Here is a 20027-nt window from a genome sequence, read left to right as displayed (position 1 = left end):
TTTAAAAACATTAGCTTCAATTCAGGCAAAGTTGTTAAATTTGTCGATATGAATGATCAATTAAATCCGAACAACTTAAAAGAAGGTGAAGATTTTTATTACACGCCTGAAGGTTATAAATGTTTCACTGAAAAATACCACTTAAAAAGAGGGTATTGTTGTAAAAGCGGATGCCGTCATTGCCCTTATGGTTTCGACAAAAAAACAGGTACTATCAAAAAATAAAAATGGATATTCAATTATTTAAATATAGAATCAAAATTTACAAAACCTACCACAGGTCTGATATACGTTATCCCTAGTTATTAATTTGGGCATGCCCTTGTTGCATAACTAATGTAAAGCAATCAAATATCATTCGCAACAAGGTCGGGCTGTTCGCACTACACGGTAGTTTGCTGCCATCCCTCATGCATCGTTTTCAAAACAACAATAACTTAATAAACAAAACATGACTTTTAAAGAACAAATACAACAAGGTATTCCATCGGTTTTACCGCAACCAAAACAATACGAAACTTCAATTAATCACGCACCAAAGCGTAAAGAAATATTAACTGACGAAGAAAAAAAATTGGCTTTACAAAATGCATTACGCTATTTTGAACCAAAACATCATGCCGAATTAGTACCAGAATTTAAAAACGAATTAGAAACGTATGGTAGAATTTACATGTATCGTTTTCGTCCAGATTATGAAATGAAAGCGCGTCCAATTTCAGAATATCCTGGAAAATCGGAACAAGCAAAAGCAATCATGTTAATGATTCAAAATAACTTGGATTATGCTGTAGCGCAACATCCACACGAATTAATTACTTATGGCGGTAACGGTGCTGTTTTCTCAAATTGGGCTCAGTATCTGTTAACCATGAAGTATTTATCAGAAATGACTGAAGAACAAACGTTAGTTATGTATTCTGGTCATCCTATGGGTTTATTCCCATCACATAAAGAAGCTCCAAGAGTAGTTGTTACAAATGGTATGGTAATTCCTAACTATTCTAAACCGGATGATTGGGAAAGAATGAACGCTTTAGGGGTTTCTCAATACGGACAAATGACTGCTGGAAGTTATATGTATATTGGTCCACAAGGAATTGTTCACGGTACTACAATTACCGTTTTAAATGGTTTCAGAAAAATTAAAAAATCGCCTTCTGGAGGTTTATTCGTAACTTCTGGTTTAGGAGGAATGTCGGGAGCTCAACCAAAAGCAGGAACAATCGCAGGCTGTGTTACGGTTTGTGCCGAAGTAAATCCAAAAATTACAAAAATCAGACACGAACAAGGTTGGATTCATGAAATTATTGAAGATTTAAATGCTTTAGTAACTAGAGTTAAAACAGCTTTAGAAAACAAAGAAGTGGTTTCTATTGCGTATTTAGGAAATGTTGTTGACGTTTGGGAAAAATTTGACCAAGAAAATTTACATATCGATTTAGGTTCAGATCAAACTTCATTACACAATCCTTGGGCGGGTGGTTACTACCCTACTGGTTTTACTTTTGAAGAATCTAATGAAATGATGGCAAATAATCCTGAACAATTCAAAGTAGAAGTTCAAAAAACATTACGCCGTCATGCAGCAGCTATCAATAAACATACAGATAAAGGAACGTATTTCTTCGATTATGGAAATGCCTTCTTATTAGAAGCTTCTAGAGCTGGTGCAGATGTTATGAATCCAAATCCAACTTTAGGAAGAGAATTCAAATATCCATCGTATGTTCAAGATATCATGGGACCAATGTGTTTCGACTATGGTTTCGGACCTTTCCGTTGGGTATGTGCGTCAGGAAACCCGGATGATTTAGCTAAAACAGACAAAATTGCTTGTGATGTTTTAGAAGAAATGATGAAAAATTCGCCAGTTGAAATTCAACAACAAATGGCAGATAATATTCAATGGATTAAAGGTGCTCAAGAAAATAAATTAGTAGTTGGTTCTCAAGCGCGTATACTTTACGCTGACGCTGAAGGAAGAATTAAAATTGCTGAAGCCTTCAACAAAGCTATTGCTAACGGAGAAATTGGATACGTGGTTCTAGGAAGAGATCATCATGATGTTTCTGGTACAGATTCACCATATAGAGAAACTTCAAACATTTATGATGGTTCTCGTTTTACTTCAGATATGGCCATTCATAACGTAATTGGAGATAGTTTCCGCGGGGCAACTTGGGTTTCTATTCACAATGGTGGTGGCGTAGGCTGGGGAGAAGTAATTAACGGAGGTTTTGGTATGGTTCTTGATGGTACTAAAGAAGCGTCTAAACGTTTGGAAATGATGCTGTTCTGGGATGTTAACAACGGAATTTCAAGAAGAAGCTGGGCAAGAAATGAAGGCGCAGTTTTCGCTATAAAAAGAGCTATGGAAGTACAACCTTTATTGAAAGTAACGCTTCCTAATTTAGTGGATGATAATTTATTAATTTAAATACAATGCTATGAAACTAATTAAACTACTTCCGATTTTAGGACTTTTTATCCTAACTTCATGTTCTACTGTATATGTAAATACAGATTATGACAAAAAGGCAAATTTTGCTGATTATAAAACGTATGCTTACAACAAAACGAGCATCGATAAAGCTGAAATTTCTGACTTGGACAAAAAAAGAATTTTGTATGCCATTGATGATGTTATGCCATCAAAAGGATTTACAAAATCTGAAAATCCGGATGTGTTAATTAGTATTTTCACGAAAGAAAGTGAACGTGTAAATATTTATAACAATATGGGTTGGGGCTACGGTTATGGCTGGGGCTGGGGTCCATATTGGGGAATGAATTATTCTACTACTACAACTACACCTCAAGGAACTTTATTTATCGACATCATCGACAATAAAACTAAAGAATTGGTTTGGCAAGGAAGTGGTTCAGGATATTTAACAACAAATTCAGATAGAAAAGACGAAAGAATTGCTGAATTCGTAACTAAAATCTTAGAAAAATATCCACCAGTTGTAAAACAATAGTTTTAAAATAATATCAAATTAAAAAAGTCACGAAATTTCGTGACTTTTTTTTGCAAAACATTTATTTTCACATACATTAGCAAAAAAAAATTATGAAAAAATATTACTCCAATCTACTTTTAATAACCATAATTATTTTACTACAATCTTGTAGTTCAACAAATCAATTAACGCTTACCGTAACAGAACCAGCTCCTGTTTATATCAATAAAAATATTACTAAAATTGGTATCATCAACAGAAGTATTCCCGATAAAAAATATGAAGCATTTGATGCTATAGATAAAATATTAACTTTAGAAGGTAAAGAATTAGATAAAAAAGGTGGTATTGCAGCTATCGAAAATCTTAAAGATGAACTTTTAAAAAACAATAGAATACAAAGCGTAGTGGTAATTGATAGTGTTGATTTTAAAAAATACGGAATCGATCAATTTTCAGCTGAATTAACATGGGCAAAAATTGATGAAATTTGTAATAAACACAACATTGAAGCACTTTATGAACTTTCTTTTTACGATACTGATTCTAACATAAATTACAAAACAATTACAAGTCAGGTAAACAATAATTTTGGAATTAAAATCCCAATTATTGAACATGAAGCAACTGTAAACACTCTAATTAAATCAGGTTGGAGAATTTACGACAACAAAGACAAGGTGATAAGTGATTATTATACGACAGCAAAAACAGTAACTTTAAGCGGAAGAGGAATCAACCCTTTAAAAGCATTTGAAACCATTTTAGGAAGAAAAGATGCAGTTATAAATGTATCTAAAAACATGGGATACGAATACGCTTTAAGAATCTTACCATATAACCATAGAGTTTCTAGAGATTATTATGTAAAAGGAACAAATAATTTTGCAATTGGACAACGAAGAGCACAAGCAGGAAAATGGGATAATGCAGCAGAACTTTGGTTATTAGAAACGAACAATCATGATCCAAAAATTGCCGGAAGAGCGTGTTACAATATGGCCATCATCAATGAAATTAATGGTGATTTAGATAAAGCCATCGAATGGGCAACTAAATCGTACACAGATTATAACGATAAAATTGCTTTACGTTATTTAAATGTCTTAAAAAACAGAAAAGCAAAAACCAATCAATTAGAACAAGAAACCAATTAGGCTTTTCGGAAAATTATTTTGTATGATAAAAATCATAATTTGATATAAAATTTATTGTAATTTTACGTCAAACATCACACATATATTTATGGAAACGCATTTTGAAAGCAACGCACTGATAGACAGACTTCCAGCGCATTTAAAACAATTTATTAAACCTCAAGATTACGCTGATTACACTCCAATTAATCAAGCAGTTTGGCGTTATGTAATGCGTAAAAACGTTGATTATCTATCAAAAGTTGCTCACAAATCATACTTAGAAGGATTAGAAAAAACAGGATTAGAGATTGAAAACATTCCGAATATGTACGGAATGAACCGAATTTTAAAAGAAATTGGTTGGGCGGCTGTTGCCGTTGACGGATTTATTCCACCAAGTGCTTTTATGGAATTTCAAGCGTATAATGTTTTAGTAATTGCTTGCGATATTCGCCAATTAGAAAATATAGAATACACTCCTGCTCCAGATATTATTCATGAAGGTGCTGGCCACGCTCCTATTATTGCCAATCCGGAATATGCAGAATATTTACGTAGATTTGGAGAAATTGGATGTAAAGCCATTTCATCTGCGAGAGATTATGAATTATACGAAGCTGTTCGTTTACTTTCTATTCTAAAAGAAGCTGAAGGAACACCAGAAGAGGAAATTAAAGCTGCTGAAGAACAAGTAGATTTTCTACAAAATAACATGGGTGAATTATCTGAAATGTCTAAAATCAGAAATTTACATTGGTGGACTGTTGAATATGGTTTAATTGGAACTGTAGATAATCCTAAAATTTATGGTGCCGGTTTACTTTCTTCAATTGGGGAAAGCGCTTGGTGTATGACCGATAATGTAAAGAAATTACCTTATGATATTTCTGCTGCCGATCAGAGTTTCGACATCACAAAACCTCAACCTCAACTTTTTGTAACGCCAGATTTCGCACAATTAAGTTCTGTATTAGAAGAATTTGCCAACAAAATGGCCTTAAGAACTGGTGGTTTATCTGGGATTCAAAAACTTATTAAATCTAAAGCTTTAGGAACAATTGAATTAAGTACAGGTTTACAAATTTCAGGTGTATTTACGAATGTAATTGAAAACGAAGGAAAACCAGTTTACATTCAAACTACTGGAAAAACTGCTTTAGCTTATAGAGAAAAAGAATTAGTGAGTCATGGAACAGAAGCTCATGCTGAAGGTTTCGGATCACCTATCGGAATGCTAAAAGGAATCAATTTAGCCATTGAAGATATGGGGCCAAGAGATTTACGCGCTTACGACATTTATGAAGGCGAGCAAATCACTTTAGAATTTGAAGGAAACATTAAAGTTTCTGGAGAAATTGTTACTGGGACAAGAAATTTACAAGGTGAAATTTTATTAATCAAATTCAAAAATTGTACAGTTACTCATGGTGACACTGTATTGTTTGCACCTGAATGGGGAATTTACGATATGGCTGTTGGTAAAAAAGTTACTTCCGCTTTTTCCGGTCCTGCAGACGTGAATAGTTTCGATATGATTACTCATGTACCTTCAACAACAACTATTAAACCTAAATTTTCAGCTGAAAGATTAGAATTAGAAAACTTATATAAAAACATAAGAAACTACAGAGAAAACAATAGTTCTGAAATTACTTTAAAAGAAGCATTTGCTGCTGTTTCTTCAAACCATCCTAAAGATTGGTTATTAAGTGTTGAAATTGCTGAATTAGCCGAAAAAGAACACAATTCAGAATTAGTTGAAAAAGTTTTAAATCATTTAGAAAAAGTAAAAATGGAACGACCTGAAGTAGCGCATTTAATCACAGACGGTTTGCAATTAATTTTCGAAAAGGAAAACGTATAACGTAACTTTTGTTACTTAGTTTTATATCTAATGCCCATATCTTTGAAAAAAAAGTTATGGGCATTTTAGATTTATTAGGATTTGGAGACAAATCAAAAAGCATAGCAGAATTTACTCAAAAAGATGCAATTATTATTGATGTAAGAACCTACGAAGAGTTCGCATCGGGTCATATTAAAAATTCAAAAAACATTCCTTTACAAATTATCGAAACTAAAATTTCCGATATTAAAAAATTGAATAAACCTGTAATCGTATGTTGCAAAAGTGGCATGAGAAGCGCTCAAGCCAATGCAATTTTAAACCGCAATGGAATTGAATCTATGAATGGTGGCGGATGGCAATCTTTAGAATCTAAATTATAAACAACAACCAAACCGGGATAATACATCCTCAACACATATTTTTATATTTAAAAAAGGGTTAACTTAATTAAGTTAACCCTTTTTCTTATAAATCTAAAATCAGAAATTCTACACGTCTGTTTTTTTGTTTACCTTTTTCTGTATCGTTTGTGGCTATAAACTTAGTTTCTCCATAACCTTTCGAAGATAAACGATTTCCATTCACTCCTTTCTTTAATAAATATTGCATTACTGCATTTGCTCTATTATTAGACAAACTCATATTATCTGTATCTGAACCTACAGCATCAGTATGACCTGATATTTCAATTTTCATACTTGGGTTATTCAATAAAATTGCATGTAATTTATCTAATTCTGCATATGATTCCGATAATAAGTCATACTTCCCAGAATCGAAGAATATATTATTCAATCGAATAACTTCTCCTTTTTCAATCGGACTCAAATATAAATCCACTTCAATTTCTTTATATTCATTTAGGTTTGTTATATCAATGTTTTCAGTTACGGCATAATACCCTTCTTTTTCAGCCATAAAACTATATTTCTGACCAAATGGCAATACAATTGAATAACTTCCGTCTACAGGATTTGAAATAGCCTTTCCAGAATTTGTATTGTTTTTTAAATTATTATATACAATTGGCACACTTAGTGTTTTCTTTGTTTTATTATCGTATACTTTTCCTTTAATTAAAACAACAGGATCAATTTTTACCGAATTATCTACTTCATAAATATCACTCGATTTACCAATATAAGCTTTATCTCCTTTTGCCGATAAGAAAATACTTAATTCATAATCTACAGAATTAATCACATTTCCTAAATTTTGAGGTTTCGACCAATTCGTCCAAGAATCATCTAATCGTTTCGATACAAATAAATCGAATGCTCCATATCCAGGATGACCTTTACTAGAGAAATAAAGTGTTTTACCATCGGATGCTAAAAATGGATTCGTTTCTTCTTCAAAAGTATTGATAACATTTCCTAAATTTTTAGGCTTAGACCAAGTATTATCAGGTTTTAATTCGCAAATGTATAGATCTTTAAAACCATAACCTCCATCTCGTTCTACAGAAATAAGTAAGTGTTTATTGTCGTTAGTTAAAAAATAAGCCACAAATTTATTTTTATTCTGATAATCTTCCATTACAACTTCTTGTGGAACATTCCAACCACTAATACTTCTACTCGCTATTGACAAACCTGGACCTTTAACAGAACCATCGCTATTATAAGTATTTCCAATTAAAAGCGTATTATTATCTGGTGAACATGATATTACAAAGTTATAATCATTGTTATTGATAGGTCTACCTAAATTTTTCATTTCAGACCAATTTCCGTTTGCATCTTTACTGCTAAACCAAACATCATCTTTTGTAGAATCTAAATTTAAACTACAATCTTTTCTAGCACAAAACAATGTTTTACCATCTGGAGAAATAACCGGATTTGCTTCCTCAAACTCTTTAGAAGAAATTGATTCTGGCATTTTTGTCATTTTAATATTTGGATTGAAAGATTCCACAACATCAATACTAAAAGGAACTTGAGTAATTTTTAAATTATCTACTGAAATTGATGTTTGTTTGTCAAGAATAAACCCAAATTTTGAACCATAATATAAATTTTCAGACGTTTGAAAAACCATAGTTCCATTAATAAAAAACTTTGTTAAATGAGCACGTTTTTCTATTCGTAAAAGATTTTTATTTCCTTTCCCTTTAACTATATCATTTTTTTCCCATTCTTTTAAATAATGAAACTCTTTGTTATAGTAATGATAAATTTGAAAATATCTATTCGCAGATAGTTGAAAAACCCTATAATCTGAATTATCTGAATAACCACAAAGTACAATTCCGTAATAAGCATTATCGGCAACTGAAGACTCTAATTGAATAGTTGCTTCTACATCAAAATCTGTCGTTCCTGCATCAAATGAAACGTCATATAAACTCCATTTTGAATTTTGAAGATGCGTATTTTCAATAAACATCTTACCTTTATCAACTGTTACATTATAACCGTCATTTGAAAGTGCCCAACCATTGGCATTGGTATCAAAATTGTCTTCAAATAATACTTTTTGACTGTAAACTATTGTTGTCATTAATGACAATAATAAATAATAAATTTTTTTAATCATATATATAAATAGCTTGGTTAAATTTTGTGTATTATTTTAATATTTAAATTAAACCTAATGAAAAATTAAATATTGACAAATATTATCTTCATAAAACAAAAGAAAATACGTATAAATACGTATTTTCTATACTTATCACAAACACAAATTATTTAATAATAATTTTTTCAGTAAACTTTTTACCTTCTTTAATAATTGAAATAATATAAATTCCCGAATTTAAATTAGTATTCGTAATTAAATCATTCATTTCAAAACTCATAACTTTTTGCCCTATCAAATTGTAAATTGAAACATTACTTCCTCTTAAATCTTCAGATATATTTATTGAAAACTCTCCATTTGAAGGATTTGGAAATAATTTAATAAAACTAGTAGTAACATTAAACTCTTCCTCAGAAAGCACACTATTGTTTTGTATACTAAACGGTGAAAATGTTGAAATTCCATTAACCAAATAAGTATATGGGTCTGTACCAGATAAAGCACCCGAAAATCCATCCCATAAAACACCATTAAAATGACCCATTTTTGCATTATTCCTATCAAATCCAGAAAGTTCCTGAGAAGTGTTCCATTGCAAACCTAAACTAACATTACTACCACCTGCTGTAGCTTCATTTATAAACCAAGTAGCATTAACTGCATTATTAGTTAATAAACTTCCTGGTATTTCTCCTGAATAAGTAGATGATATACCCGTCTCAACTCGTGCAGAAAAAGTATCATTTACACCCGAATTGGTCAATAAAACTGGATTAAAAGTAGTAGATGTTCCAATAGGTAAATTTACTATTCCTCTAGCTACATCAACATTTTCAACCGAAACTTTTCCTGTTCCGTTTGTAACGATATATGAAGTTAAATCTCCGGTTGCAGATGCTGTTTTTCCTTTTAAAATTAAACTATTATTATTTAAGGTAATTTTTGCTGAATTATTTAAAGAAGCTGTTCCATAAATATTCAAATTTCCAACATTAAGGTTTATGGGGGAAGCAACACTAATATTTCGAGCATATGCACTTGCCGATGTAGAAATTGAATATCCTGAAGGTATTGTTACATTATCAGAAGAATTTGGCACTAAAGTACTATTCCAATTATTTTTATTATTCCAATCTGAATTAACACTTCCATTAAAAGTGAAATCACCATTAAATTGAAATAATCCAAAATTATTATTAGAATTATATTCACCAAAGAAATATAATTTCCCATTTAATTCAAAGAATCCGTTTGGATTTGAACTAAAAGCACCATTTCCAACATCGAAAGCTAAATTTGTATTCACTTGTAAACCGTCACTTCTCCATACTTCTGCATTTGCTGGCGAACCTAAGTCGCGCGATTGCATCCATACAGAACCTTTATAAACTTTTAAATTTTGAGGATAACTTAAAGTAGAATGCACCACACTAGTACCTTCAATTGTACCATCAGTAACAATCAATTTAGAATTGGCTCCTGATCCAGAAAAATTATAATTTATGTACCATAATTTTTCATTATCTACTGCAGAATATGCAGAATCACTAATGTTATTATTTTCTGAGTTAAGTTTTATCGTTCCTGCAGTTGTACCATCAGTTCTCCAAAGTCCAAAATCTACACCATCATTTGCAATAAAAAAACAATAATTCCCAACTACTTTTAAATGTAATCCTTGAGCTTGTGTTGGTAATGAATTTCCACCAGGATTAATATTTTTCAACATAAATGTACCAGATGCGGTTCCATCACTAACATATGGTTCATATCCGTCAACAGTATTATGAGCAAAGAAAACTACTTTATTACCCAACTTAACCATATCTGAATTCACTATATAGAAAGGCTCCGTTACTGGAATCTGAGAAGTTCCAATATCAGTCCCATCAGTTTTCCATAATTTACCAGGATTTCCAACAGAAGAAGCTTTGAAAATCACATCAGATCCAATTTTACAAAATCCAGCTGGAGCGCTACCAGAAATTCCGGTCATAATATCTTTAACAATATATGTACCTATAGTTGTTCCATCAGTCCTCCAAATTTCAACTCCATTTGTAGCATCTTTGGCTGAAAAATAAAGAACATTTCCATCTAAAGAATAATTTTTTTTATGACCTTCAACGCTATAATAAATATTAATTTCAGATAAACTTGTAGTACCTAAAGTCTTCACTAAAACAGTTCCTGCAGGAGTTCCATCCGTTTTCCAAATCTTATCAGTTGCAGAAATAGATGGAGTAAAAGTTGTAACGGAAGTAATTACATATACAAAATCTTGTGCTGGAATTATTTTAGAAATTGTTTCACCTCCAAGATTAGAAATCCCTACTGTTCCTGCATTCGTTCCATCAGTTACAACTAATCTGTTTGAACCTGAACCAGAATAAAAAGCTTTACCATTCCACACACAATTATTCCATGGAATTTGAGAAGTAGACAATGCATTTGGGTTTAATGTAGAAGTTACATCTTTAACCAAAGTAGGCTGCTGGCTGAAACCCAATAATGCAGTTAATAAAAAAAAAAGATAATGTTTTTTCATAATATAAAGTTTTAACAAATTTATAGCATGCCTAAATACAAAAAAATACGTATAAATACGTATATTAATTAAATCAGTTTGTTGTTTTTTGCTTTTTGAACTGCTTCCAATTTATTATGCACCTGTAGTTTATTATAAATATTTTCTACATGTTTTCGTATTGTCCCTACAGACAAAAAAAGGTTTTCTGCTATAACTTGATATTTCAAACCTTTACTCAGTTGTTCTAGAACTTCAATTTCTCTTGTTGTTAAAACTATATCTTCATTTTCAGATTCGAAAACAATAGGTTCTCTTAACAATTTTAAGGTTTTTAAAGCAATTGAAGGTGTCATGGCGGCACCACCCGCTAAAGTATCTTGTATGCCGTTAAATAATTCTTGTGGATTCACTTCTTTTAAAAAATATCCATCCGCTCCGGCTTTAATTGCTTTAAAAATATTCTCATCATTATCAAAAACAGTCAGCATGATTATTTTAATATGTGGAAATTTATTTTTCACTAATTCTGTGGCTTCAATACCATTCATTTTTGGCATTTCAATATCCATTAGAATTAAATCGATATTATGATTTTTATCCAGTTTTTGCATCAAATCTACACCTTCAACTGCGGTAAATTTGATTTCAATTTCATTAAAAAAAGATAATTTTTCTTGGATCGCTTTTTGTAGAAAAGTATTATCGTCAACAATTGCAATTTTTATCATTTTGAAAATGTATTTATATAAATATATAAGTTTAGCAATATAATTATTACTACAACAATTAGGACAACTATTTCTATTCTAGCTTTTTTCATACTGGATTAAAATCCAAATGTAGCAGAATAGATTATGTGAGTAAATACGTAATTTATCGTATTTAACTTAAATTGTAATAGTTATATGAGTTCCTTTTTCGGTTGAATTCAATTGAAATTGTCCGCCAATTTCTTCTATTCGCTTTTTCATGTTATGAAGTCCATTTCCTTGAACAATATCATCAAATTTAAATCCAACTCCATCATCAAAAATATCAAACACTAATGCATTATTAATTTCTTTAGCAGAAATTTCAATATTTTGAGCATTTGCATGTTTAATAGCATTATTTACTGCTTCTTGTATCACTCTATAAATATTAATACCTTGTAAAGAAGAAATTTTCATTTGACTTAACGAATCGTCAATAGTAAATTTAAAATTAGTTTGTAAGGATGAAATTTGAGCTTTTTCAATAAAATTCAATAAGCGACTACGCAAATCAACGATATTAATATCATGGCTATTCATGGCCCAAATGGTATCACGAAGCTCTACAATTGTATCTTTTGTAAAGTTGCTTATTTTACTAAGATGATTTGAAATTTTATCATCTATATTCGGAAATCCAAATTTTAAATTTTCTACGGAAGAAATGATAAAAGTTAATTGAGCACCAATATTATCATGCAAATCTCTCGAAATTGTTAACCGTTGTTCTTGCAATTTATTTTGAGTTTCAATTGCTGCAATGGCATTTTTCAATTCAAATTCATGCTCTTGTTGTTTGTTTTTAAGCTTTTGCTGACGGAAAAACAAATATCCAATAATTACACTAGAAAGGATTAAAAATGATGCAAAAATTAACCAATACGTTTTCTTTTCATTTTCTTCTTCTTTTTCTAAAATTTGATTTTTGGCAATTAAAAGTTGTTTCTGTTTTTTCTCTGTTTGGTATTTGACTTCCATTTTTGCCAATGCTTCATCTCGCTCAACATTGTATATTGAATCTCTAAGTTTAATGTAATTTTCCTGTTCTTTTATCGTTTCAGAAAGATTGTTTCTTTTCTTATTGTATTTCGCTTTCTGAAAATAATAATCGCGAAGTTTCTCTGCTACATTACATTTTTTTGAATATTTAAAAGCTAAATCGAAATACTTGTCGGCATCTTCAAACTCATTTAATTCAGATGCAATGGTTGCTAAATTGGTATAATAAGTTGCATATTCATAATCTGCAACCGTTTGCATTTTCATTTTGACTTTATAATCGATAATTTTTTTGGAACGTACTATCCACTTTTTTGCTTCCGCGAATTTCTTCTGTTTTAAAAGTGTATTTCCAATGTTATTATACGTGTTATCTAGTATTAACGTATCTTTTCCTTTTACATATTTGAAATTTAATTTATGATAATACAAAGCCAATTCAGGTTTATTCCAATCATCATAATTAATCGCAATAGCATTTAATGCTGAATGATAATCTGTACCTTTTGAAGCTTTATCATTGGTAAATGTTTGAAGCGCTTTTTTACCATAAAAAATTCCTTTTTCATAATTTTCAAAATCATGATAATCATAAGAAATATAAGTATATAAATGTCCAATATAATTAGTTTTTTTCTGACTTTCAGCTATTTTTAACGCTTCAATTCTATAGTTAATAGCTTTGTCATATTGACCTTTACCGTTATAAATATGACCTAAATTATTATAAACTGTTAATAACGAATTATGACTTTTTCCTTCTTTAAGTTTAGGGATAGCAATATTAGCGTAATAAATTGCACTATCTGCAGAACCAAAATCAGCTTGACGAGCGCTTTTACAAAAATAAAACTCGCCTTCATCTGCTACAGAAACGATAGCTTTTTTGGCTTTTTTAAAATAATAATCTGAAGAATCCTGGGAAGTATATGCTTTGACTAAAATTTTTTGCAAATTTTGACAAAAGGATTGCAAAGAAAATAAAACGAAAATAAAACAAGTAATTTTTTTAATCATTGTATCTGCATTTTTTATAAAGTTACTTATTTTTTTTCAGAAATTAACTTTAAAAAAAATTCTTGCAATGAAACAATTTCAGCACCAATTAATTTGAAATCATTTTTGAAAGTAACATCAAAATTTTTACTAATTAAAACCTTTTCGTTCAATTGTTTTTCTTTTAAATGCAACGAATAAATTGTTGCTTTAAGTTCACTTATCTTCTTATAATGTTCTGATCTGATTTGATTGTTGTTTTTCAACAAACAATAAATCCACAAAAACAATAAAAATATCAATATGGCAAAAGTGAAAATCATAAAGCATAAGTTTTCTACAAAATTGAACCAATTATGCTTTTAGTACAATACGAAATTTGTCGTATTTAATGTAAAAATTTTTGAATTTCTTGTTGATTGGAAACGGTTTCTCCTTCAATTTCTACTTTCCATTTCATAATTTCTACAAAGGAATATAATTTAAAAAGCTCTTCTTTCAATCGTTTCTTAGCATCAGTTTTTAATGTTGAAGCATTAATTTTCTTATTCAGATTTTCTCGAGCTATTTTATTGATTTTATTATAATCTTGACCTTCAAATTCATTAAAAGTACTTTGATCAATATTATAATATTTATAATCCGGACTGATCTTTATTTCTTCTTTTGGAAGGTTAGAAATTTTCAATACTTTATGAATAGAATCCACTTCAAATTTAACCTGACTTAAATCGAAACCTACAGTAACATCAGCATTTATGACCACAATGGCTTTCTTTTCAAAAGACAACCAATCTCCCAAATATTTTTTTTGATCTTTATACGTTAGTACTTCAGAAAAATGACCTTCAGTAACTACCAATTTTCCAACATTTTTTATCTGTTGTTGAATTAAAGCTGTATCGTATTCAATTACATTGGTATCTTCTTTTTTATTTGAAAATTGAAAAAACAAATACAACACTACAATAAATCCGATAGCCCAAAGCCATTTTCTAACTTCCGAAATTTTACTAAAAATTGAATTTGAATGTTGTAATGAATTGTTCATGTTCTTAAAATTTATAACGAATGTATAAAAACTTATTTAGTTAACAATACATTTCAAACAGAAATGGGCCATGAATAAATTCAGAGCCCACTTCAACCAACAAACTAAAAACGCTTAGTTGTTTATTTTAATTTTTTCAACTTTTTTACCTTTAAAAGCATAGATAAACTCTCCATCTTCAGACACATCTAAACCGTTTCCATATTCAGGACTTCCACCTTTTCCTTTCGATTCTACAGAACCTTTTAAATCGCCATTTGTCATATCAATTCCATGAAGAATATTTTTACTATTGCGTTGATCTCTTAAAAAGTAATTTTCGCCAATTTTATAAAAGAAATCTACTCCTTTTATTTTCTCAGTTGCATAAGCTCTAGAACCATCTTTTTTATTGTAAGAAGCTAATCCTTTTTCTGAAAGCACAACAACTTTATCATTAAAATCGATTACATCAGTTGCTTTTCCTACACCTGCATCATTGTGTTTTACATCAAACAATTGATTTCCAGATTTAATATCGTATCCATAAAATTGATCACCATCTCCAACAAATAATGTTTTATCGCCATCTAAAACAAAATCAGTTATACGTTTGTCAAATTTTTCTGAACGCCATGAAGTCGTTCCCGATTTATCATCAATCGCTAAAACACCATTTTTTTGTGTTTTATAATCCCAATAGATATAAGGCACCCATTCTTGAGTTTCACCACCACCATACGGATTTACTTTTTTCTCTAATCTCCATTCTTGAACTTCAACTTTTCCACCAACTTGACACATTATTTTATCACCCGTTAAATAAATATTTGGCATACAAAAAGCACCTGTAATTTTTTCTGAAGTCCATAAAACTTTTCCAGATTGTAAGTCGTGTTTTTCAATATATTTCGTTCTGTCACGATTACCTAACATTACTATATAAACTGCATTATCAGTAAATAAAGGATCTGCCATTACTCTATAAAATCCTTTTCTAGATCTATTTCCTAAAAATGAACTTCCACTACTTTTCTCCATATCATTTTCATAAATAGCTTCCCAAAGTTTCTGACCGTTATTTAAGTTATAAACTTGTAAACCATTTAAGTATAAGAAAAGTTTATCACCTTTAATCCATAAATCTACAATAGCGCGACGTGTAACTAATTCTTTTTCAATGAATCCAGTAAAAGTTGCTTCCCATACTATTTCACCATTTTTAGCATTCATTTTAACCAATTGGTTTTTGAAACCTGCAAATAAGGCTCCTAAAGCAGTTGGTTTGAAATTAATCATGATAATTTCATTGCGTTGTGCATCGTAAATATATTTCCCAACAGAACCTTTAAATCTATTTGTTTCCCAAATTTTTTCTCCTGTATTTGCTTTTACTAAAATGACAGATTCTTTTTGAGAAATTAAAAAAGCATCCAATTCGAAAATGTATTTAACAGTTTCTAATTCACCATCATCTGAACCAGAATTATCTCCATCTTTAGGTATTAAATTTTGATATTGTTCAGAATTCCACATTTCCTTTCCAGAAACGATATCAATAACTGCAACTCTATCAGTTCCCATTTTTCGAGCATCAAAAAGAAACAAATAACCACCTTTTCCTTTTCCTTTATGAATAATATATTGGTATTCACATTTATTCGTTTTATTAGTTGTGATGTCTTTATAATCGCCACTCCAAACTTTATTACCAGTAGCATCTAATACGGTTGCTGAATTATCATCAGTACCTAAAATATATTCTCCATCATTAACTGCAACAGCTAAACGACTTGCTTTATTATCAAATTCTGATTCCCATGCTACTGCAAAGCTTCCAGATTTTTTTGAACCTCCACCACCTTTTACTTTGTCTATTAATTTTCCAAATTGGGCTGAAGAAGTAACGGTTGTCAGTAAACAAACAAACAACATTACTTGTGAACTTAATTTTTTCATAATCTTGCGTTTTTAGTTAGTTTTTTTTTTAGAATGTTACGGAATAACGAATTTTATATCGTTGTTTTTTTTGAAGTTTAAATTTGAATTTATGTTCTAAAATGTATTCAGACATAAAATCGATAAAATCAATGTTTTTAATGTCGCTCTCAACTTTAAAAAAAGTTGCTACTTTACCACTTTGAATAACCGAAATATCGATTACCATTTTACCAGTTACATCTGCAAATTTTTTATTTTTCTTTTTTAAAAAATCATCAGATTGAAAAACCTGATCAATTTCTTTAGTTACTGTTTCTGAAACAATTTCCTCATCTGTTAAAACTGGTCGTTGAGAAAAAGCTTCATTACACGAAAGAAAAAATAAGATCATGCAAATAGTATTTTTGAAAAATTGCATAAGATTTTAGTTATAGTTACAAGACAAACTTACAACTTAACTATACAGAAGGAAATACGATAAAATGCGTATTTTTAAAATTGAATATGAGGTAGTTTACTCTTAATTGAAGTTATTTTAGAATTCAGATTTTCTAAAAACTTTAAGTGACTTTCCGAGTTCGGATTAAATGGTTTATGATGCAACGCTTTTTGAATATCACAAACTTGTTGCATGGTTCCGAATTCCTTTTCAGCAACATAGTTTTCGAAAAACTTTATCCAGATATAATCAATTGCCGTTTGATTTGGATGCAACATATCTTCTGCATAAAAACGATAATCGCGTAATTCATCCATCATAATTTCATAACTCGGAAAATAGTTGCACTTCGACAAGCTCAATGTGACAACAGAATTCAAAGCTGCAATCAAATGCGCTTTACTCACGTTATTTTCCATAAATCCGTCTTTAATATGACGAACCGGTGAAACGGTAAAAATAAATTTACAATGCGAATTTATAGTTTGAATTTCCGAAAGTATCTTTTGAAGATTCGATTCAATTTGAGCTACAGAAAGTAATTCTTTAGTAAATTGTTTTTGCGGCACTTTATGACAATTGGCAACAATTTCATTAGATTCAATGTTTCGATACACCCATGAAGTTCCAAGTGTAATAATTATATGTGTTGATTCTAATAGTTGTTGATGAGTGGAATCGATTAATTCGTTCAAAGTTGTTAAAAATTCTTCTTTATTAGAATTTGAAAGTTCCGAATGCACTTCATAACAATGCCATAAATCGTTATGTTGAAAGATATCGTTTTCCGTAAAATATTGCTTGCGAATACATCTTATAATTAACTTTTCAATAGAAACCGAATTGAAAATTATTCCGAATGGATTTACCACATTTTCAAACTTGAAATATTCAAATTTCTCACCCATATTTTCAGCAAAACAAGAACCAAAGGAAATTATTTTTGAAGAATAATCTATTGGAAAATCTGATTTAGAAATAGGTATTTGCGTTTGAAAATTCATAGTTCTTATTATCTTTAATCAAAAGTACAAAAACAAGTTAAATACTTCCTAAAAAATACAGTAAGACTTTTTATTCCTTATTTTTGTAGGATAAATTTTTAGAAATGAAGTTACTTTATTCATACTTACAAAAACATAAATATTTATTACTTATTGCTTTATTCATGGCCGCTTTGAATATTTGTTTTAGCTTAAGTGATTCGGTTATTACCGGTAAATTAATGCAAGATTGCGGTGTTGGAATTGCTAAATATAAGGGAAATGAAATAGGCTTTTTAAAGTCAGTCGGATTTTGGCTTGGACTATCGATTTTCATTGCAATGATTTCTAGAATAACTAAAAATTTTCAAGATTATTTTACGAACATTGTTATTCAACGAACCGGTGCTGAAATGTATACAGATGGTATTAAAAAATCATTAGACTTACCTTTTGCACAATTTGAAGATCAAAGAAGTGGCGAAACGTTAAGCAAACTTCAAAAAGTACGAATTGATTCTGAAAAATTAATCAATCTTTCCATTTCCTTAGTATTTCAAACTATTGTTGGATTTATTTTTGTGTTTGTATATATCGCAAGAATTGATGTAAAAATAGCCTTAATCTTTATCGTAACTGCACCTATTATCGGATTTGTAAGTTCGTATTTAGGTAAAAAAATCAAAGAAGTTTCTAAATCAATTGTGGTTCAAACCAATGCGCTTGCTGGTGCTACAACAGAAAGTTTACGTAACATTGAATTGGTTAAAAGTTTGGGTTTAACGCATCAAGAAGAAAGTCGTTTAAACCTTAACACGCTTAAAATCTTAAAATTAGAATTACAAAAAATTCGTTACATCAGAAGTTTGAGTTTTATTCAAGGAACAACGGTTCATTTCATGCGTACCTTAGTGGTTTTTACTCTTTATTACTTCGTTTTTCAAGGTAAAATTGTAGTGGGAGATTTATTAACGATGACGTTTTTTACCTTCTTCATTTTTAATCCATTGCAAGAAATGAGTCAATTTATCATTGTAAAAAATGAAACAAGAGTATCGTTAGACAATTTCAAACAATTATTAGAAAAAGAATCGGAATACAAACCTGAAAATCCATCAAAAATTGGCGTCATTGAAAAATTAGCGTTTAATGAAGTTAGTTTTCAACATCAATCTGCTAGTTTTAAAGCGGTTGAAAACATCACTTTTGAAATTAAAAAAGGAGAAACTGTTGCCTTTGTTGGGCCTTCTGGAGCTGGAAAAACAACATTAGTAAAATTATTAGTTGGATTGTACAAACCTAAAACTGGAAGTATTACTTACAACAATATTGATGAGAAAAAAGTGGATGTATTAGAAGTTAGAAAACAATTAGGGTTCGTTACCCAAGATGCCCAATTATTCTCCGGTACAATTAAAGAAAACCTATTATTTGTAAAGCCAAACGCAACAGATGAAGAACTTTTAAATGCTTTACATAAAGCCAGTTGCCATAATCTTTTAAACAGAGCTGAAAACGGAATCAATACCACAATTGGTGAAGGTGGAATAAAAGTTTCAGGTGGTGAAAAACAACGATTATCTATTGCCAGAGCCATTTTGCGAAATCCTAATTTATTGATTTTTGATGAAGCTACTTCAGCATTAGATTCTATTACTGAAGAAGAAATTAATAGTACGATTCGAAATATATCCGATGAAAACAGAATTACTGTACTTATCGCTCACAGATTATCTACTATCATGCATGCTGATAAAATCTTTGTTTTAGAACAAGGTAAAATTATAGAACAAGGTAAACACCAAGATTTGGTTGACAGTAAAGGATTATACTATGCGATGTGGCGTCAACAAATTGGAGAGAGAAAATAATTTATT

Annotated in this window: 15 protein-coding genes; 7 read left to right on the top strand and 8 right to left on the bottom strand. The window is 30.2% G+C overall.

Annotated features, from left to right (window positions below; translation table 11 throughout):
* Positions 1-48: 48 nt before the first annotated feature.
* From BMY86_RS13050 to BMY86_RS05785, 6 genes are all read left to right on the top strand, one after another.
* A complete protein-coding gene (locus BMY86_RS13050; protein WP_177177133.1) occupies positions 49-225 on the top strand; it encodes a C1orf53 family protein in 177 nt (58 codons plus the stop codon).
* A 226-nt stretch (positions 226-451) separates the two neighbouring features.
* Complete coding sequence (locus BMY86_RS05805; protein WP_091466373.1) at positions 452-2440, top strand: urocanate hydratase; 1989 nt, start codon at positions 452-454, stop codon at positions 2438-2440.
* A gap of 10 nt (positions 2441-2450) precedes the next feature.
* Positions 2451-2984: a DUF4136 domain-containing protein gene (locus BMY86_RS05800; RefSeq protein WP_091466371.1), complete on the top strand. Its 534-nt coding sequence runs from the start codon at positions 2451-2453 to the stop codon at positions 2982-2984.
* A 92-nt stretch (positions 2985-3076) separates the two neighbouring features.
* Positions 3077-4123, top strand: coding sequence for a DUF6340 family protein (locus tag BMY86_RS05795; protein ID WP_091466369.1), 1047 nt, complete (start codon positions 3077-3079; stop codon positions 4121-4123).
* Between the two features lie 88 nt (positions 4124-4211).
* A complete protein-coding gene (locus BMY86_RS05790) occupies positions 4212-5969 on the top strand; it encodes an aromatic amino acid hydroxylase (RefSeq protein WP_091466366.1) in 1758 nt (585 codons plus the stop codon).
* Positions 5970-6025: 56 nt separating this feature from the next.
* Complete coding sequence (locus tag BMY86_RS05785; protein WP_091466364.1) at positions 6026-6334, top strand: rhodanese-like domain-containing protein; 309 nt, start codon at positions 6026-6028, stop codon at positions 6332-6334.
* 85 nt (positions 6335-6419) lie between these two features.
* Here the strand turns inward: BMY86_RS05785 and BMY86_RS05780 are convergent, their stop codons facing one another.
* From BMY86_RS05780 to BMY86_RS05740, 8 genes are all read right to left on the bottom strand, one after another.
* Positions 6420-8495: an OmpA family protein gene (locus BMY86_RS05780; RefSeq protein WP_091466362.1), complete on the bottom strand. Its 2076-nt coding sequence runs from the start codon at positions 8493-8495 to the stop codon at positions 6420-6422.
* A 148-nt stretch (positions 8496-8643) separates the two neighbouring features.
* A complete protein-coding gene (locus BMY86_RS05775; RefSeq protein WP_091466359.1) occupies positions 8644-11028 on the bottom strand; it encodes a T9SS type A sorting domain-containing protein in 2385 nt (794 codons plus the stop codon).
* 68 nt (positions 11029-11096) lie between these two features.
* The gene (locus tag BMY86_RS05770) at positions 11097-11738 is read right to left on the bottom strand and encodes a response regulator (protein WP_091466356.1); all 642 of its coding nucleotides are present in this window, start codon (positions 11736-11738) and stop codon (positions 11097-11099) included.
* Between the two features lie 159 nt (positions 11739-11897).
* Entirely contained in the window at positions 11898-13715 is a 1818-nt protein-coding gene (locus BMY86_RS05765; protein WP_177177132.1) for a tetratricopeptide repeat-containing sensor histidine kinase, read from the bottom strand.
* Positions 13716-14145: 430 nt separating this feature from the next.
* Complete coding sequence (locus BMY86_RS05755; RefSeq protein ID WP_091466349.1) at positions 14146-14808, bottom strand: DUF4230 domain-containing protein; 663 nt, start codon at positions 14806-14808, stop codon at positions 14146-14148.
* Between the two features lie 114 nt (positions 14809-14922).
* Complete coding sequence (locus BMY86_RS05750; protein ID WP_091466347.1) at positions 14923-16746, bottom strand: outer membrane protein assembly factor BamB family protein; 1824 nt, start codon at positions 16744-16746, stop codon at positions 14923-14925.
* Positions 16747-16774: 28 nt separating this feature from the next.
* Positions 16775-17119 carry a hypothetical protein gene (locus tag BMY86_RS05745; RefSeq protein ID WP_091466345.1) on the bottom strand — a complete coding sequence of 115 codons (345 nt, stop codon included), beginning with the start codon at positions 17117-17119 and terminating at the stop codon, positions 16775-16777.
* A gap of 101 nt (positions 17120-17220) precedes the next feature.
* Entirely contained in the window at positions 17221-18171 is a 951-nt protein-coding gene (locus tag BMY86_RS05740; RefSeq protein ID WP_091466342.1) for a GSCFA domain-containing protein, read from the bottom strand.
* A gap of 104 nt (positions 18172-18275) precedes the next feature.
* On the opposite strand from BMY86_RS05740, the gene BMY86_RS05735 reads away from it, so the two are divergent.
* Positions 18276-20021: an ABC transporter ATP-binding protein gene (locus tag BMY86_RS05735; protein WP_091466340.1), complete on the top strand. Its 1746-nt coding sequence runs from the start codon at positions 18276-18278 to the stop codon at positions 20019-20021.
* The last annotated feature ends 6 nt before the right edge of the window (positions 20022-20027 follow it).

This window comes from Flavobacterium urocaniciphilum (genome assembly GCF_900110615.1).
Classification (GTDB): Bacteria; Bacteroidota; Bacteroidia; order Flavobacteriales; family Flavobacteriaceae; genus Flavobacterium; species Flavobacterium urocaniciphilum.
This window is presented reverse-complemented; position numbering and strand designations above follow the sequence as displayed.

Excerpts from the sequence above, each read along its gene's own strand:
- BMY86_RS05795 (WP_091466369.1), top strand. The coding sequence starts at position 3,077 with ATGAAAAAATATTACTCCAATCTACTTTTAATAACCATAATTATTTTA.
- BMY86_RS05780 (WP_091466362.1), bottom strand. The coding sequence starts at position 8,495 with ATGATTAAAAAAATTTATTATTTATTATTGTCATTAATGACAACAATA.
- BMY86_RS05790 (WP_091466366.1), top strand. The coding sequence starts at position 4,212 with ATGGAAACGCATTTTGAAAGCAACGCACTGATAGACAGACTTCCAGCG.
- BMY86_RS05805 (WP_091466373.1), top strand. The coding sequence starts at position 452 with ATGACTTTTAAAGAACAAATACAACAAGGTATTCCATCGGTTTTACCG.
- BMY86_RS05775 (WP_091466359.1), bottom strand. The coding sequence starts at position 11,028 with ATGAAAAAACATTATCTTTTTTTTTTATTAACTGCATTATTGGGTTTC.
- BMY86_RS05755 (WP_091466349.1), bottom strand. The coding sequence starts at position 14,808 with ATGAACAATTCATTACAACATTCAAATTCAATTTTTAGTAAAATTTCG.
- BMY86_RS05740 (WP_091466342.1), bottom strand. The coding sequence starts at position 18,171 with ATGAATTTTCAAACGCAAATACCTATTTCTAAATCAGATTTTCCAATA.
- BMY86_RS05735 (WP_091466340.1), top strand. The coding sequence starts at position 18,276 with ATGAAGTTACTTTATTCATACTTACAAAAACATAAATATTTATTACTT.
- BMY86_RS05750 (WP_091466347.1), bottom strand. The coding sequence starts at position 16,746 with ATGAAAAAATTAAGTTCACAAGTAATGTTGTTTGTTTGTTTACTGACA.
- BMY86_RS05800 (WP_091466371.1), top strand. The coding sequence starts at position 2,451 with ATGAAACTAATTAAACTACTTCCGATTTTAGGACTTTTTATCCTAACT.
- BMY86_RS05745 (WP_091466345.1), bottom strand. The coding sequence starts at position 17,119 with ATGATCTTATTTTTTCTTTCGTGTAATGAAGCTTTTTCTCAACGACCA.
- BMY86_RS13050 (WP_177177133.1), top strand. The coding sequence starts at position 49 with ATGAATGATCAATTAAATCCGAACAACTTAAAAGAAGGTGAAGATTTT.
- BMY86_RS05785 (WP_091466364.1), top strand. The coding sequence starts at position 6,026 with ATGGGCATTTTAGATTTATTAGGATTTGGAGACAAATCAAAAAGCATA.
- BMY86_RS05770 (WP_091466356.1), bottom strand. The coding sequence starts at position 11,738 with ATGATAAAAATTGCAATTGTTGACGATAATACTTTTCTACAAAAAGCG.